The 16,277-nt window shown below is 40.4% G+C and carries 15 protein-coding genes and 2 pseudogenes; 8 read left to right on the top strand and 9 right to left on the bottom strand.

Annotation, left to right across the window (positions count from 1 at the left end; all coding sequences use genetic code 11):
- Window positions 1–220: 220 nt before the first annotated feature.
- From AC0L7Q_RS05065 to aspS, 7 genes and pseudogenes are all read right to left on the bottom strand, one after another.
- On the bottom strand, window positions 221–1,132 hold the full coding sequence (locus AC0L7Q_RS05065; protein ID WP_409425560.1) for a lipase family protein: 912 nt from the start codon (window positions 1,130–1,132) through the stop codon (window positions 221–223).
- A gap of 99 nt (window positions 1,133–1,231) precedes the next feature.
- Complete coding sequence (locus tag AC0L7Q_RS05060) at window positions 1,232–1,381, bottom strand: hypothetical protein (RefSeq protein WP_409425076.1); 150 nt, start codon at window positions 1,379–1,381, stop codon at window positions 1,232–1,234.
- Window positions 1,382–1,394: 13 nt separating this feature from the next.
- A complete protein-coding gene (locus tag AC0L7Q_RS05055; RefSeq protein WP_409425075.1) occupies window positions 1,395–1,916 on the bottom strand; it encodes a DUF6795 domain-containing protein in 522 nt (173 codons plus the stop codon).
- A gap of 322 nt (window positions 1,917–2,238) precedes the next feature.
- On the bottom strand, window positions 2,239–2,757 hold the full coding sequence (locus AC0L7Q_RS05050) for a DUF6795 domain-containing protein (RefSeq protein WP_409425074.1): 519 nt from the start codon (window positions 2,755–2,757) through the stop codon (window positions 2,239–2,241).
- 97 nt (window positions 2,758–2,854) lie between these two features.
- Window positions 2,855–3,072, bottom strand: a pseudogene (locus AC0L7Q_RS05045) (DUF4277 domain-containing protein); the annotation flags it as partial.
- Window positions 3,073–3,218: 146 nt separating this feature from the next.
- Window positions 3,219–3,818, bottom strand: a complete 600-nt coding sequence (locus tag AC0L7Q_RS05040; RefSeq protein ID WP_409425073.1) for a pentapeptide repeat-containing protein — start codon at window positions 3,816–3,818, stop codon at window positions 3,219–3,221.
- An 88-nt stretch (window positions 3,819–3,906) separates the two neighbouring features.
- A complete protein-coding gene (gene aspS, locus AC0L7Q_RS05035; RefSeq protein WP_413401580.1) occupies window positions 3,907–5,685 on the bottom strand; it encodes an aspartate--tRNA ligase in 1,779 nt (592 codons plus the stop codon).
- A gap of 237 nt (window positions 5,686–5,922) precedes the next feature.
- Between aspS and AC0L7Q_RS05030 the strand changes: the two genes are divergently transcribed.
- Window positions 5,923–6,771 (top strand): DUF72 domain-containing protein, encoded by an 849-nt coding sequence (locus AC0L7Q_RS05030; RefSeq protein WP_413401578.1) that lies wholly within the window; start codon window positions 5,923–5,925, stop codon window positions 6,769–6,771.
- Window positions 6,772–6,798: 27 nt separating this feature from the next.
- A pseudogene (locus AC0L7Q_RS05025) lies at window positions 6,799–7,294 on the top strand (M48 metallopeptidase family protein).
- 161 nt (window positions 7,295–7,455) lie between these two features.
- Here the strand turns inward: AC0L7Q_RS05025 and AC0L7Q_RS05020 are convergent.
- Window positions 7,456–8,139 carry a DUF3334 family protein gene (locus AC0L7Q_RS05020; protein ID WP_178955625.1) on the bottom strand — a complete coding sequence of 228 codons (684 nt, stop codon included), beginning with the start codon at window positions 8,137–8,139 and terminating at the stop codon, window positions 7,456–7,458.
- Between the two features lie 116 nt (window positions 8,140–8,255).
- On the opposite strand from AC0L7Q_RS05020, the gene cmoA reads away from it, so the two are divergent.
- From cmoA to AC0L7Q_RS04995, 5 genes are all read left to right on the top strand, one after another.
- On the top strand, window positions 8,256–8,981 hold the full coding sequence (gene cmoA, locus AC0L7Q_RS05015) for a carboxy-S-adenosyl-L-methionine synthase CmoA (protein ID WP_413401574.1): 726 nt from the start codon (window positions 8,256–8,258) through the stop codon (window positions 8,979–8,981).
- A 15-nt stretch (window positions 8,982–8,996) separates the two neighbouring features.
- On the top strand, window positions 8,997–9,965 hold the full coding sequence (gene cmoB / locus AC0L7Q_RS05010) for a tRNA 5-methoxyuridine(34)/uridine 5-oxyacetic acid(34) synthase CmoB (protein WP_413401572.1): 969 nt from the start codon (window positions 8,997–8,999) through the stop codon (window positions 9,963–9,965).
- Between the two features lie 196 nt (window positions 9,966–10,161).
- Complete coding sequence (gene purM, locus AC0L7Q_RS05005) at window positions 10,162–11,214, top strand: phosphoribosylformylglycinamidine cyclo-ligase (protein ID WP_054202176.1); 1,053 nt, start codon at window positions 10,162–10,164, stop codon at window positions 11,212–11,214.
- On the top strand, window positions 11,214–11,861 hold the full coding sequence (purN, locus tag AC0L7Q_RS05000) for a phosphoribosylglycinamide formyltransferase (protein WP_008111647.1): 648 nt from the start codon (window positions 11,214–11,216) through the stop codon (window positions 11,859–11,861). The genes purM and purN overlap by 1 nt, the downstream gene beginning before the upstream one ends.
- Complete coding sequence (locus AC0L7Q_RS04995) at window positions 11,815–12,612, top strand: DUF3108 domain-containing protein (RefSeq protein WP_413402828.1); 798 nt, start codon at window positions 11,815–11,817, stop codon at window positions 12,610–12,612. The genes purN and AC0L7Q_RS04995 overlap by 47 nt, the downstream gene beginning before the upstream one ends.
- A 129-nt stretch (window positions 12,613–12,741) precedes the next feature.
- Here the strand turns inward: AC0L7Q_RS04995 and AC0L7Q_RS04990 are convergent, their stop codons facing one another.
- The gene (locus tag AC0L7Q_RS04990) at window positions 12,742–13,506 is read right to left on the bottom strand and encodes a class II glutamine amidotransferase (protein ID WP_350607519.1); all 765 of its coding nucleotides are present in this window, start codon (window positions 13,504–13,506) and stop codon (window positions 12,742–12,744) included.
- 307 nt (window positions 13,507–13,813) lie between these two features.
- On the opposite strand from AC0L7Q_RS04990, the gene fadE reads away from it, so the two are divergent.
- Complete coding sequence (gene fadE, locus AC0L7Q_RS04985; RefSeq protein WP_413401570.1) at window positions 13,814–16,276, top strand: acyl-CoA dehydrogenase FadE; 2,463 nt, start codon at window positions 13,814–13,816, stop codon at window positions 16,274–16,276.
- Window position 16,277: the final 1 nt, after the last annotated feature.

Below are 16,277 nucleotides of genomic sequence, written 5' to 3'. Positions count from 1 at the left end.
AGTAAATATAATAACGGACTAGCCGTAAGCTCTTACGGCTAAACTGCAATTGTATTTCATCGATAATAATTGCAGTTAAATTTGTAGTTACTACAGCTTATTGTGCTGATTGGTCTTCGTAACCGAAGCAACAGTAATACATGCAGATGTGTGTGAACTGCTTGCAATTAAAGCTGCCAATCAATACCTGCCTTACTTAACTTCCACACCAAGCACAGTGCTATAAACTTGTGAGTGCTAGTTTTGCCATACTGGTCAAGGTGTTTATCATTAGAGTTAAAGTACTCCTTATAAACTTGTAAGATAATTCAATGGCTTTAAAGGGTAATCCACAAAATGAAAGAATGTGCCCCAAAATACCTCTTACATCTTCGGTATTACCTTTTGATATATCAATGCTGTCTGCTAACACTTTTGCAATTTTATCGTAAACCGTAAGGGTATTTGAAATATCAGCTTGTATTGCATGTAATCTGCCTGACGCATGTAAATGAGTTATTATCGCTTCGCCAATTGTTCTTGCCCAACGAGTTGTGGGCCTAGCTTGCAAGCGCTTATCATAATCAAGTTTTACTTGTCGTCTTAATCTAGATTCCTTCCCTTTATTGATTGCAGCATAGCTCTTAAAGCAACTAGCAGTATGTAAATACCCTGGTGTTTTTACTGTCATACTGTGAGCTTTTGCTGTTATCGCCGGTGCACCATGCAATATGTATTCATCCTCGGTATGCACAAAAGGCCATACAGGCACTAGCGGAACTGGGTCGCCAGCATGGACACAGCGATATATACCATTATCGGTCGCATAAACAGTTTTTAGTGCAAAGCTTGGATACCCCACCCTAGGTGCACCAAAGGTATATAGTTTTACATTTGCGTTAAAGTGTTTCTTTAACCAGTTTGTAGCTAGATTAGCTAACGCGCCTCCTAAGCTATGACCAACAACATGAATATTTAGACCTGTTCTTGATTGCGAAGCGGCTAATTTGAAGTAATCTTCAAGCTGCTGCTTTAATGAATTAAAAGTGTTATTAAATCCAGCATGAACAGGTTGCCCATTAGCGCATGTATTCACACCACAGTGTAAATCAGTAATAATATCACGCTTCTTTTCCGTCCCTCTTAAGGCTATTACAAAGTCACCTTCAAATGGCCCTCGTTTGCCTTTTGCTATACAGCCGAAAGGAGTTGTATGTTTAAATATTCTTTTTAAAACACTGCCACTAATTGCTTACAAATTATCACTTTCAAAAGAAAACCCTACTGCCAACCTACTATGGTAGAGACTTTTTTGAGTTCCGCCGTTACGGTTTACATCATAAGCTACCGAAGCAAACAATGCAGCTAACTCCGGTGTTAATACATTCATATTTGTACTCATTCCAATATCCTTATTATAAAATCCCGCTTATCATTCGATCAAAATCGGCTTCAAGATCTATTAAAACAAAATCGTCGTCCCATCGACAGATACTTTTTGCACAGTACGAATTCTGACACGATGTACCTTTGAAGGAAAAGAAAACTTCCTCATTAATAACGTCGCCATTCAACGAGTTCAACTTATCGGCATACTCTTGAATAACAGCAATTCCACTGGGGTTACTTGACCATAATATAAAGTTGTCGCCACCGTATTGGGCTGTAATTTCCTGCCATCTTATTTTCTCTGCTATTAGCAAAGCAGGCTGACTGGATCTCAAGCTCATTTCTGGCATTACAAATTCGCCATTGCTATCTGTAAAACACTCATCTTTTGTGTATTTACCATCAGAATAACTAAGTGATCTTAATATTCTTACATTGGCAAGAGGCGCACCATTCTTAACTAAACGGCCTTTCGCTTCGGGACATAAATGTACTTTGTGAGTACCAATATGATTATTGATCTTTCTTAATATTTCAGAAAATGACATCAGCAAACCTTAAAGTTACCGTTAGCTGACAAAGTAGGAAATATTCCATATTTATATTGCCAACATCCATGTAAAAAAAACAACATAACAAAAAAATGTAAAATTGCAAATTAACTAAAATAACAGCTACTTCTTGCATCTTTCTTTTGATCACATATCCTGTGAGATATTGCATAAATTAAGCAATTACTATTGCTCCACTCTCCTATCTAGCACCTTTATAATAAGCCTAATATTATAAAGGTTCTTTAATAGTTACCTTTTAAGTTTCGCCTTTGACAAAAACAGCCCCCATTCCAGTTGATATATTTTTTATTCTGGTTTAGCTATCCTGACCAATAAACTTATATAGATCATCATTGTTAACTTCTTGAAAATTTTCTTTCCAACGGCATATACTAACGCCATTATATTCATGAAAAAGATAATTATCTTTAAAAGAGAATAAGGTTTCTTCGTCAGAAATATCACCATTTAAGTTCCGTAACTTCTTTGCGTATGCAGGTTTCGTGTTTATACCTGAATTCTCACTTGACCATAATAAGAAAACATCATTTTCATAATGCGCAAATATCCTCTGAGAAGTAAACCTTTCAGCTATTAGCAAAGCAGGCTGACTGGATCTCAAGCTCATTTCTGGCATTTCAAATTCGCCATTGCTATCTGTAAAACACTTACCTTTTGTGTATTTACCATCAGAATAACTAAGCGATCTTGATATTTTTACATTAGCAAGAGGCGTACCGCTATTAACTAAACGGCCTTTCACTTCGGGACATAAATGTACTTTGTGAGTACCAATATGATTATTGAGCTTTCTTAATATTTCAGAAAATGACATCAGCGAACCTTCAAGTTACCGTTAGCTGACAAAGCAGGAAAGATTCCATATTTATATTGCTAACATCCTTGTTAAAAAGTGAACATAACAAAAACAGGTCAAATTGCAAATTAGTAAAAAACTGAGGACTGAAAGATAAAGGACGATTGGCAAATTCAAGACAGTTCATAATCATACCTTTAACTGCTTCGCCTGGGATAATTTCTTGCTTCTCATCTTGAGGTAATGTTGGTCTAAAAGGGAAACTCTTTTTAAATCTTCAATGACACCTAAAACAATACCATGATGATCTAACCGTCTGATTTCTAAGTTCATAAACACCTATAAGTTGAGGTGTTATTATACAAGATTACAGCAGTTCTAGGTTTTTAACCTAAAATTGAATATAAATTTTTGAGTTTGGCCTGCTCAATGTCTGCTAATAGTAAATATAATAACGGATTAGCCGTAAGCTCTTGCGGCTAATCAACCAGCTCGATATCAAGTCCAGCTAATAAGTTTAACGCTTCAAGCCGTTCAAACTTAGCACCACTGACATTATTGTTTTTTATATCTATATTAAACAGCGAAGCGCCTACAAAGTTAGCTTTATTAAGATTTGTATTATGAAACAAGCTATATCTAAAGTCAGTGTCCGAGAAGTTGCTTTGAGTTAAGTTAGCGTGTCTAAAATCAACATCTTTGGCAAAACAGTTCGTCATTGTTAAGGCTTTTAACTGTAATTCAAAAAACGAACTATGGCTCAGCTCACACTGTTTAAAACTCACCGGTGACGTTAGCGCTAATTGCGGCCAATTTACTTGCCCCCACACTATGCTATTGAGCTTACAGTTTGCAAAGCTCACCTCTTCTAAGGAGCTGTAATTCCAGTTAAGTTCAGTCAAATTACAGTTAATAAACTCACACTCTATAAACCGACAGGCACTAAACTGGCTGTGACTAAAATCGCAATCAATAAACTGACATTGTTCAAACTCAATATCGCTAAAGCGCTTTGCATTTGCTGTAAAGTTTGAAAATGGCTGATCAAAATAATGACTATCTTTAAATAACTCGCTCATAAAAATAAAGCACCTAAATTGGGTATGCCAAACAAAAAACCCCTTAGGTATTTAGCCTAAGGGGTTTTGATCTAACTAAACACTAGCTTTATTCTGCGCTTGGTAATTCTTTCTCAACTACACTAATTGCAAGCTCTGTAAGCGAATCGCTGTTAGCTTTGCTAGGCGCATCAGTCAATAAACACGATGCCTGTGTAGTTTTAGGGAAAGCAATAACGTCACGAATGTTATCAGTACCACATAACAACATAACTAAACGGTCTAAACCGAACGCTAAACCTGCATGCGGTGGTGTGCCGTATTTAAGTGCATCAAGTAAGAAACCAAATTTATCTTGCTGCTCTTGCGCTTCAATACCTAAAATTCTAAATGCTGCTTCTTGCATATCTGCATTGTGAATACGTACCGAGCCACCGCCCACTTCATAGCCGTTTAATACCATATCGTAAGCATCTGAAATAGCCGCTGCTGGGTTTGCTTCAAGCTCACTGGCACTAATATCTTTTGGTGCAGTAAATGGATGGTGTACAGCGTGTAATGTGCCTTCGTCATCTTCTTCAAACATTGGGAAGTCAACAACCCAAAGTGGTGCCCAGCTATCTAAATTAGTGATTTCTAAATCAACACCAATTTTTAAACGAAGTGCGCCCATGGCTTCATTTACGGTGTTGCGTTTATCCGCACCAAATAAAATGATGTCGCCTGTTTGTGCATTAGTACGTTCAAGTAACTGCGTGATCACATCTTCATTTAAGAATTTAGCGATTGGCGATTGCACGCCCTCAACGCCTGCATCGCGGTCATTTACTTTCATCCATGCTAAACCTTTAGCACCGTAAATACCGATAAACTTAGTGTAATCATCTAGTTGCTTACGAGAAAGTGATGCGCCACCTGGTACCGTTAGTACTGCAACACGGCCTTTTTCATCGTTTGCTGGGCCTGAGAATACTTTAAATTCTACGTCTTTTACTAAATCGGCTACATCAATAAGCTTCATCGGGTTACGTAAGTCTGGCTTATCAGAACCATATAGGCTCATTGCCTCAGAGTAAGGCATAATTGGGAAGTCACCTAAATCAACATTTAGTAATGACTGCCACATTTCACGAATCATTTTCTCTGTCATGCCACGCACTTGATCAGAGCTCATGAACGAGGTTTCTAAATCTATTTGAGTAAATTCAGGTTGACGGTCAGCACGTAAGTCTTCATCACGGAAACATTTAACAATTTGGTAGTAACGGTCAAAACCCGACATCATTAACAATTGCTTAAACAACTGTGGCGACTGCGGTAATGCGTAAAAGCTACCTTTATGAACACGACTAGGCACTAAGTAATCGCGAGCACCTTCAGGCGTTGCTTTAGTTAGTACTGGCGTTTCGATATCTAAAAAGCCATTTTCATCTAAAAAGCGACGTACAAAGCTGCTTGCTTTAGCACGTAATTTAATGCGGTCGCTCATTTCTAAACGACGTAAATCTAAGTAACGGTATTTTAAACGACGCTCTTCTGAGTTCACTTGGTTAAAATCAAGTGGCATAGGCTCAGAGCGGTTAATAATAGTTAAACCCGTGCCTAAAATTTCTACTTCGCCGGTTGCCATGTCTTTATTTACTTGGCTATCTGGGCGAGCGCGTACAATCCCTTTTAACTGAACACAAAATTCTTGACGAAGTTTGTTAGCTGTTTCCATTAATCCTTCAACTTCCGGATCGAATACAACTTGTACTAAACCTTCTCTATCACGTAAATCGACAAAGATAAGTCCGCCAAGATCACGTCGTTTGTTGATCCAGCCACATAGTTCAACTTCCTGATCTACGTGAGTTTTATTTAGCTGTCCGCAGTATATAGAGCGCATAGTTTTCCTGTCAGATAAAAGGCATATAGCGGTTAAACACCGTTGTTTTAAAAGTTTTTATAAACACCAAAATGAAAATAAAACCGCTAGCAATTCAAAATAATCAAATTAAGCCCTGCATTATACCCAAGTAGGTTGAAGATGCTAGGGCGTGTTTATCTTTCGGGGTTGAATTTACAGCGTACCGTTTTGTTATTTGTTACACTATCGGCACTTTATAACAAGGCTTTTGTTTGTATGCTATATATTGGATGCCCGCAGTGGTCGAGCAACGTATGGAAAGGAAACTTATTTTCACGCCAGTGTAAAAATGCCGATATGCTTAGCGAATATGCGCAGCATTTTAATTCGGTGGAAGGTAACACCAGTTTTTACGCCGACCCCTCGCCTGACACTGTATTACGCTGGGCTGCGAGTGTACCCGATGAGTTTAAATTTACCTTTAAATTTCATCGGCGCTTTAGTCACGAACTCCAACTTACTAACGTGCAACATGAGCTAACTAATTGGCTTAATTTATTCGCCCCACTATTTGAAAAAACAGGGCAAATAATGCTGCAATTACCTAAAGCGTTTGCCCCACAACATTTAGCTAAGCTTGCCGCTTTTATTGAGTTACTTCCTAAAGAGCTAAACTATGGGGTTGAGGTACGCCACCCTGATTTTTTCAAAAAAGGTGAGGCCGAAATCGCACTTAATCAGCTTTTAATGGCAAATAATATAAACCGTATTGCTATGGATACTCGAGCGCTCTTTGCAGTAAAGCCAACCACCGAAGCGCTAATAGACGCACAACAGAAAAAACCGCATTTACCAGTTCACGCTATTGCTACGGGCTCGCAGCCTATGGCGCGCTTTGTTATTGCTGATTTAGAAAACGATTATAAGACCTTTTATCAGCCTTGGCTTAGCAAAGTAACCCAGTGGCTCGATGAGGGCAAAAGCCCCTATGTGTTTTTTCATACCGCTGATAACCGCGAAGCGCCGCTGCTGGCTCGCCAGTTTTGCCAAGATTTGGGGTATAATCACAACGTACTCAATCCATTTAGTGGTGAAAAAGAAGCCCACCAGCAAGCACTTTTTTAAAAATAAATTCAAAATACAGAGACAATAATGAGTGAATACGCACGTTACTTTACCGGCTACCCTGCCAATATCGTTGAGCAAGTATTACGACTAATAAAAGCAGGAAAGGTAAGTGAGTATTTACTTAATAAGTACCCACAGGCGCATCGTATTACTAGTGATAAGTTACTGTATAGCTACGCCACTGAGCTTAAAAAAGCATTTAAAAAACGCCCCGCCATTTGGACGCGCTGCGTTTAAAAAACAAGGTGATATGGTCACCAATGCGCTCGGAACTCACACGTACCGCATGCAAGGTAAAACCCGTAAGCACGATTTAGCCATCAACAGCGATTTACTGCGCGCGCCAGAGTCGTTATTAAAAGCATTAGTGGTGCACGAACTCGCGCATTTTAAAGAAAAAGACCATAACAAAGGCTTTTATAAACTGTGCTGCCATATGGAGCCGCAGTACCATCAGCTAGAGTTGGATTTGCGCATTTTTTGTGTAGCTATTGCGAGGGGTGAGAATCCGTATAATTGAGCGATCAGCCAAAATATAATTACGCATTAAATCATAACTAAAGCACTCAAAAATAAAAACGCGATGCTAAACCGCGTTTTTATAATTCACTAATAGCTACAAACTGACAGCTCAAAAGCTCGTTGGGTTTCGTTTCACTCAACCCAACCTACGTAAAAACGTTAAAGCCCTAATTCGGCCATAAAGTCGTCGTCGCTATCATCTTGCTTTGGCTGTTTTGCTTTTTCCTTATCCGCTTTTTGCTTGGCTTCGTTTGCGATAATGTCGTCTGGGTCTATGGCTTCTACAATGTCAAAATCGTGAAGTTTAATAAACTCTGTTTTATCCATCGCCAACTCTAAATAGAAGATATTTTGGTTGCGAGTAGTAAACGTTACACGGCGTGCTTGCGGACGATCCATAGTGGTATCAACCGATATTTGCACTTGCTTGTTAATAGCCATCATTTTTGGCTGGTTTTGGGTAATAGAGGTATGCAGCTGTTCACGCACTTTTGACGTGAAGTCGCCCACTATTTGGTTCATCAACTCACCCATCACGTTTGAAACGTCATCAGATAAGTGACTATGCGCGATCTCCTCTTCTGGCATGCCCATATTACGCATATAGTCGCCGTAAATTTCCATCGCCGCTTGCGCCGTAAAGTTGGTAACGACTAAACCGGTAAAGCCCCCATCAAATAAAACAAAACAGCCTATGTCTGGTCGCATACAAGTGCGAGTGATTTTTTGTACCATGGCTGAATAGCTGATCTCGTTGCCGCTGGCTGATGAAAGTACACCCGTTACTGAGTGGCATAATGTTGCTAATATATCGTCGGTGCTAATAACTTTACTTTTGCTCATTTAATAATCTCTTTTATACTTATTCTTCATAATTCTAGTCAAGCTACTGAATTTATCACTGACTATCCAGTATAAAATGTTAAAATAGCACTATTATTTTCAAAGAGACTGCCTTCGTGAGTATAAAAGACAGTATTTATGCCTCTGAGCAACAAGTAAAAGACTTTAGTTTTGATCAAAATGTGGTTGAAGTATTTCCCGACATGATCCAACGCTCGGTACCTGGTTACGCCACGATAGTGAGTACTATGGGGAAATTAGCCGGTGAGTATGCTCAGCCAAATTCAAATTTGTATGACCTAGGCTGCTCGTTAGGGGCGGTTACCCTAAGTATGCGCCGTAATATTCAAACTGATAGCTGTCACATTATTGCTGTAGATAACTCACAAGCCATGGTTGAACGTTGTAAGGTACATTTACAAGGATTTAGATCTGATGTTCCTGTAACTGTTACTTTAGGTGACATTAACGAGCTTGATATTCAAAATGCATCGGTTGTAGCGATGAATTTTACCCTGCAGTTTATTCCACCAGCGCAGCGCAAAGCGGTACTTGAAAAAATATACGCTAATTTAAAGCCCGGTGGCGTTTTGCTACTAAGTGAAAAAATTAAAGCCGAAAACGAGCAATGCGATAGCCTATTGATTGACTTGCACCACGACTTTAAGCGTCATAATGGCTACTCTGAGCTTGAAATAAGCCAAAAGCGTACCGCCATTGAAAACGTAATGCGCCCCGATACACTTGGCACACATACACAACGTTTAAGCGACATTGGTTTTAGCCAAACGCAAGTGTGGTATCAATGTTTTAATTTTTGCTCAATGGTAGCAATTAAATAATTTAGAGAGTGACACATGTCTGCATGGTTTAACCAATTTTACGCTGCAATTGCACAAAGCCCACTTAGCCACTGGCTAGAAACCCTGCCTGCGCAATTAAAGCATTGGCAACAAGAGGCCAGCCATGGCGATTTGCCTCAATGGCAAAAAGTACTAAAAAACTTACCTGAGGTATCAACAAACCACGTTGATATTGTCAGCAAAGTAGCAATAGGCGCGCCTGGCGAAATGACTGAAGGCGAGCAAAAACAAACCACGCATTTATTAAAACGGATGATGCCTTGGCGTAAAGGCCCATTTAATGTGCACGGTATCGACATTAATACAGAATGGCGCAGTGACTGGAAATGGGATCGACTCCTACCGCATATTGAGCCATTAAAAGGCCGTACTGTATTAGATATTGGTTGTGGCTCGGGTTATCACCTATGGCGTATGCGCGGTGAAGGTGCTCAGTTTGTGGTAGGTATTGATCCATCTGACTTATTTTTATGCCAATTTCAGGCTATTAAACACTTTAACCCAGATCAAAACGTGCATTTATTACCATTAGGTGTAGAAGCCCTACCAGAACTTAAAGCATTTGATACGGTATTTTCGATGGGAGTACTTTATCACCGTCGCTCACCTATCGACTTTTTAGCGCAATTAAAAGCACAGCTTCGCCCAGGCGGTGAGCTGGTGCTTGAAACCTTAGTTATTGAAGGCGATGAAAACACCGTACTGGTTCCGACCGACCGCTACGCAAAGATGCGTAATGTATGGTTTATTCCAAGCACTGCTGCATTAAAACTGTGGATGGAACGTGTTGGCTTTAAAGATGTGCAAATTAAAGATTGCGCTATTACAACGCTCGATGAGCAGCGTAAAACTGACTGGATGGAAAACGAATCATTAGTTGACTTTTTAGACCCCAATGACACCAGTAAAACCATTGAAGGTTACCCTGCTCCACTTAGAGCAATACTTACAGCTAAAGCCTAACTTGCAGTATTAAGTTTTATTTTCATGTTAAAAAGCGCCATTGGGCGCTTTTTTTGTTTACTAATACAGCAACTACCGGACAAGTGTCCTTGTCTTTAAAATCAAATCTAGATTTCAACTAGCCGCGCCCTTGCAATTGTTGTAAAATACGCGCGTTTCTAAGTAAGCATCAAAACAACTATTTTGAGGAAAACCTGTGAGCGAACAAAAACAGTCTCTAAGCTATAAAGACGCGGGCGTAGATATCGACGCTGGTAATGCACTTGTTGAGCGTATTAAAGGCGTAGTTAAAAAAACTCGTCGTCCTGAAGTGATGGGCGGAATTGGTGGTTTTGGCGCACTTTGCGAAATTCCTGAAGGTTATAAGCAACCCGTACTTGTAGCAGGCACCGATGGTGTTGGTACTAAGTTGCGTTTAGCAATTGACCTTAAAAAACACGATACCGTAGGTATCGACTTAGTTGCGATGTGTGTAAATGATTTAATAGTACAAGGCGCTGAACCCCTGTTTTTTCTAGATTACTATGCAACGGGTAAGCTAGATGTAGACACAGCAGCTGACGTAGTAACCGGTATTGGTAAAGGTTGTGAAATTTCAGGTTGTGCCCTTATTGGTGGCGAAACAGCTGAAATGCCAGGTATGTATGATGGTGAAGACTACGACATGGCAGGCTTTTGTACCGGTGTAGTAGAAAAATCTAAAATTATTGATGGTACGAAAGTAGCCGCAGGCGATCAGCTAATAGCGCTTGCTTCTAGTGGCCCTCACTCAAACGGTTTCTCACTAATTCGTAAAGTTTTAGAAGTGTCTAACGCTGATACTAATCAAGTGATTGATGGAAAAACCTTAGGTGAACACCTTTTAGAACCAACGCGCATTTACGTTAAGCCATTACTTGAGTTGTTCAAGCAAGTAGATGTGCATGCTCTTTCGCATATTACTGGTGGCGGCTTTTGGGAAAACATTCCTCGCGTATTACCTGAATCTGCTAAAGCAGTTGTTAAAGGTGATAGCTGGCAGTGGCCTACCGTGTTCAGTTGGTTACAAGAAAATGGCAACATTACCACACACGAAATGTACCGCACATTTAACTGTGGCGTAGGTATGGTGTTAGTAGTACCTGCTGATCAACTTGATAACAGTTTAAACATTTTAAAAGATCTTGGCGAAAACGCATGGCACCTTGGTGAGATTCAAGATGCGGTTGCGGGTGAAGAGCAAGTTGAAATTGTAGGTGGTGCTGCGTAATGGCACCCACTCGTCTAGTAGTTTTGATCTCAGGCAGTGGCTCAAATTTACAAGCCATTATTGATGCCTGTGAAAGCGGCGAGATAAACGCTCATATTGCGGCTGTTATTAGTAATAAAGCAGACGCATATGGGTTAGAGCGTGCAAAAAATGCAGGCATTGCAACGCAAGTACTGAGCCATAAAGAGTTTGACTCCCGCGAAGCATACGATGCCCAGTTAATGCATATAATTGACTCTTTTGAACCAAATCTAGTTGTATTAGCTGGGTTTATGCGTATTCTAACTCCTAGCTTAGTGCAAAAATATGTTGGAAAAATGTTGAACATTCATCCATCTTTGTTGCCTAAGTACCAGGGGCTGAATACCCACCAAAGAGCAATTGATGCAAAAGACGACGTTCACGGCGTTAGTGTTCACTTTGTAACTGAAGAATTAGACGGCGGACCGGTTATTCTTCAAGCTAAAGTGCCTGTATTAGCAGATGATACAGCAGACACGCTCGCTAAACGTGTGCATGCGCAAGAGCACATAATTTATCCTTTGGTGGTCAAGTGGTTCAGTGAACAACGACTTACGATGGAAGCAGATTATGCAGTTCTTGACGAAAAACAACTTCCTGCACACGGCGCGCACTACCCAAAATAAAAAATTAAGTGCTTGGCTACTATGTGCGGGCACTTTATTACTTCCTACCAGCCTGATTGCAGGCGAGTTAACCCAATATCAAGCTAGTTATGACATTTTGCGCAAAGGCACTAATCACGGCAAAGCCGAGCGTGAACTAAAAAAGCTCGATAATAATAACTACCAAGTCACTTACCACAGTGATATTGAATGGATGATTTTCTCTGACTCACGTCAAGAATCATCAACCTTTAGCTTTATAAATGATAACGTAGAGCCAATTCAGTACGCTATGATCCGCACAGGCACTGGGCCTGACAAAAAGTATAAAATTAACTTTGACCGTCAAACCAAAACGGTTACCAGTAACACCAGCGATTACCCGTTAAAATGCCAATGGCATGATAACTTCCAAGATGGCATTTCTTATCAAGTACAAGTTCGTGAGGGTCTTAAAAAAGGCAAAACCAACTTCTCGTTTCCGTTGGTTGATAAAAAGGGTAATTGCCGTGACTACGACTTTGAAGTGGTAGAAACCGAAATGATTTCTCTGCCTATAGGTAATGTAGAAGCAGTGAAAGTTAAACGCTTATATGATAACGATAAACGCCAAGCTTTAGCCTGGTTTGCCCCAGAAATGGATTACATGCTAGTGCGCATGTGGAAGGGTGAAAAAGGTGTGGAGCAGTTTGAAGTGCAAATGAAATCGTTTACCGTGATCAACCCACCTGCTTTACCTGCAGAAGTGAAAAACGAAATAACACCAGAGTAAATTGCTTACAAGGTGCAAATGAAAGGCCCAAGTGTGACAAACATAACTTGGGTTTTTCATTTTTAACACTTATACACTTTATCAATTTGAAACTTTGAGTCGAGTTTCGTTTCACTCTAGCTACCCAAGCTACATTAATTCACCCATTTTAAATAACGCAAACTCTCCTGGCTGCATTTTTTGCCAGCGCTCATCATTAGTTAATGGCCTTGTTGCTATAACCGTCACTACATCGTTTGGCGTAGTTTCTTGTTGAAAGTCGACAACCATGTCCGCATCAATCAGAGTTGCTTTACCAAATGGCGCACGGCGCGTTATATAATGTAAGTTATTAGTGCAATACGCTAAAACAAATACACCATCGGTCAATAGCATATTAAATACGCCCTTTTCACGTAGTGTATGCGAAAGTTTGGCGGCGTATCTGAAAACCGATGCCATATTACTTGGACGCTTTGGGTATTTTTCGCGAATTTTGTCAAGTAACCAACAAAAAGCGAGTTCACTGTCGGTGTTTCCCACAGGTCGATAGTACTCTGTTTTTAAATCGTGATAATTTGAAAGCTGCCCATTATGAGCATAGGTTATTTCGCGCCCCCACAACTCTCGGGTAAACGGGTGGGTATTTTCAAGACACACCCGACCACGGTTTCCTTGGCGAATATGACTAATCACAGATACACTTTTAATTGGGTACGCTTTTACCAGCTTTGCTATTTCTGACTGGTAACTGGGCTCTGGATCTTTAAAGGTTCTGCAGCCTTTACCTTCATAAAAAGTAATGCCCCAGCCGTCTTTGTGCGGTCCCGTATTTCCACCACGCTCCAACAACCCTGAAAAACTAAAACAAATATCCGTTGGCACATTGGCTGACATGCCAAGTAATTCACACATAAAATAAATAAACCTTTAAAAAGCTAAACATAGAATATCGTTCTATTTTTAATAAGCGTACACTGAACATCATAAGTATATTTACTTAATTAAACTTATATTACTACTAGATTAATTGATTTTTTCACGCTTATATTTTTTATAATAAGCCAAAATAAACGATTACTGCCAAACTGTTCGTATAACATACAACGCATTGTAATAATCGTACCGATAACTACACTTTAATCTAAGTAATGTACTTGAAACTTAGCGTTACTAGCGCTACTCTAAACGAGGTGGTCTGACCTCTATTAAGGAATTAGCAATGACACTCATATTTACACTCGGTTTAATCGCACTGCTCAGCATTGCGCTTTACCACAGAGCAAGTTGGAACACAGCACTTGGTGTTTCTGCCGCAACATTATTAATTGGTACCTTTGCCGGTGCTTTTGGTTTAATTAGCTGGGTGATCTTTTTAATCATCGCAGTGCCTCTTTCTGTTACTGGTATTCGCCAGCAATACATTATCAAGCCTATTTTCACTATCTTTAAAAAAGTAACACCTAGCATGTCTGACACCGAAAAGTCAGCGATCGATGCGGGTACTACGTGGTGGGAAGCTGATTTATTTTGTGGCAATCCAGATTGGAAGAAGCTTCACCAATACCCGGTTCCAAAACTCACTATTGAAGAGCAGGCATTTATCGATGGCCCTGTTGAAGTAGTGTGTAGCATGCTGGACGATTGGGAAGCTACGCATGAGCTTACCGATCTACCTCAGGATGTATGGCAATATCTAAAAGATAATAAATTCTTTGCCATGATCATTAAAAAGGAATACGGCGGCTTAGAATTCTCTGCATTTGCACAATCGTGTGTACTGCAAAAACTAACCAGTAAATCAACATTGCTTTCGTCAATTGTTGGTGTACCTAACTCGTTAGGCCCAGGTGAGTTATTACAGCACTATGGTACAGAGGATCAAAAAAATCATTACTTACCGCGTTTAGCAAGCGGTCAAGAAATTCCATGTTTTGCACTTACCTCGCCAGAGGCGGGTTCTGATGCAAGCTCAATTCCAGACTACGGTGTAGTGTGTAAAGGGCAATGGAATGGCGAAGAAGTAGTGGGTGTAAGCCTTACATGGAACAAACGTTACATAACGCTTGCGCCTGTAGCTACGGTTCTTGGTCTAGCATTTAAATTACAAGATCCAGATGGATTATTAAGCGACGTTAAAGAGCCAGGTATTACTTGCGCACTTATCCCAACAGATACCCCTGGGGTTGAAATTGGTCGTCGTCACTTCCCGCTTAATGTGCCGTTCCAAAATGGCCCTACTCGCGGTAAAGATATTTTCGTTCCACTAGATTACATTATTGGCGGTCCAGAAATGGCTGGTCAAGGCTGGCGTATGCTAGTTGAATGTTTATCGGTTGGTCGTGCAATTACGTTGCCGTCAAATTCAGCCGGTGGCATTAAAATGATTGCAGTAGCAACAGGTGCTTATAGCCGTATTCGTCGTCAATTCCGCTTACCTATTGGTAAAATGGAAGGGGTTGAAGAATCAATGGCTAAACTTGCTGGTTATGCTTACAGCTCAGACGCTGCTGTTAGTATGTCAACAGGTGCGGTTGATTTAGGCGAGAAGCCATCAGTTGTGTCGGCGATTATTAAGTACCACCTTACCGAGCAAATGCGCGATTCAACCATTCATGCAATGGACGTGCTAGGCGGTAAAGGGATCATGCTTGGGCCAAATAACTACTTGGGTCGTGGCTATCAAGGTGCACCTATTGCCATTACCGTTGAAGGTGCAAACATCTTGACCCGTAATATGATTATTTATGGTCAAGGTGCAATTCGTTGTCATCCATTTGTACTTACCGAGCTAGGTGCGTGTGAAATTGAAGATCGCGAAGAAGCGCTTAACGTATTTGATAAAGCGCTAATGGGTCACATTGGCTTTACCATGTCTAACTTAGTACGTACTAAATGGCTTGCACTTACTGGCGCTCGCTTTACTAGCGTACCGTATAAAGATGAAACTGCTGAGTTTTATCGTATTGCGTCTCGCTTTAGTGCATCACTTGCACTTATGTCAGATATTAGCATGGCAGTATTTGGTGGTTCACTTAAACGTAAAGAACGTATCTCAGCCCGTTTAGGCGACTTGTTAAGTTACCTTTACTTAGTATCTGCAACGCTAAAACGTTACAACGACGAAGGCCGTAAGAAAGAAGATTTTGCACTAGTTCAATGGAGCTGTCAGGATCACCTTTACCACTGTCAACGTGCACTTGCTGATTTAATCAATAATATGCCGTCGGCTCCACTACGTGGTGTTTTAAAAGTATTGTTGTTCCCGTTTGGTCGTCCGGTTCGTAAACCTACCGACAAACTTGAACACAAACTAGCGCAGTTATTGCAAGTTCCTAGCGAAACACGTAATCGTTTAGCAAGCTATGTATACCTTACAAACGAACCACTTAACCTTGTAGGCCGTCAAGAGCAAACGCTTAAAGACGTTCTAGAAGTAGAGCCATTGTTTGAGCGTGTATGTAAAGAAAAAGGCGTAAAACTGCCATTCTTCCAGCTTGATAAAGTGGCGCAAATGGGCTTAGATGCAGGCATTTTAAGCCAAGCAGAAGCCGATAAGCTCGCTGCAGTAGAAAAAGATCGTTTAGATGTGATTAACGTTGATGATTTTGACCCTGCAGATTTACTTGCAGGCAAAGCAGCGCGTAATAGCAAAGCGAAATCTAAAAAGGCAGATGCTGCTTAGC

The sequence above is a fragment of the Pseudoalteromonas sp. KJ63-1 genome (genome assembly GCF_055808145.1).
The sequence above is the reverse complement of the archived record's forward strand: the minus strand, read 5'-3'. Positions and strand labels throughout refer to the sequence as shown.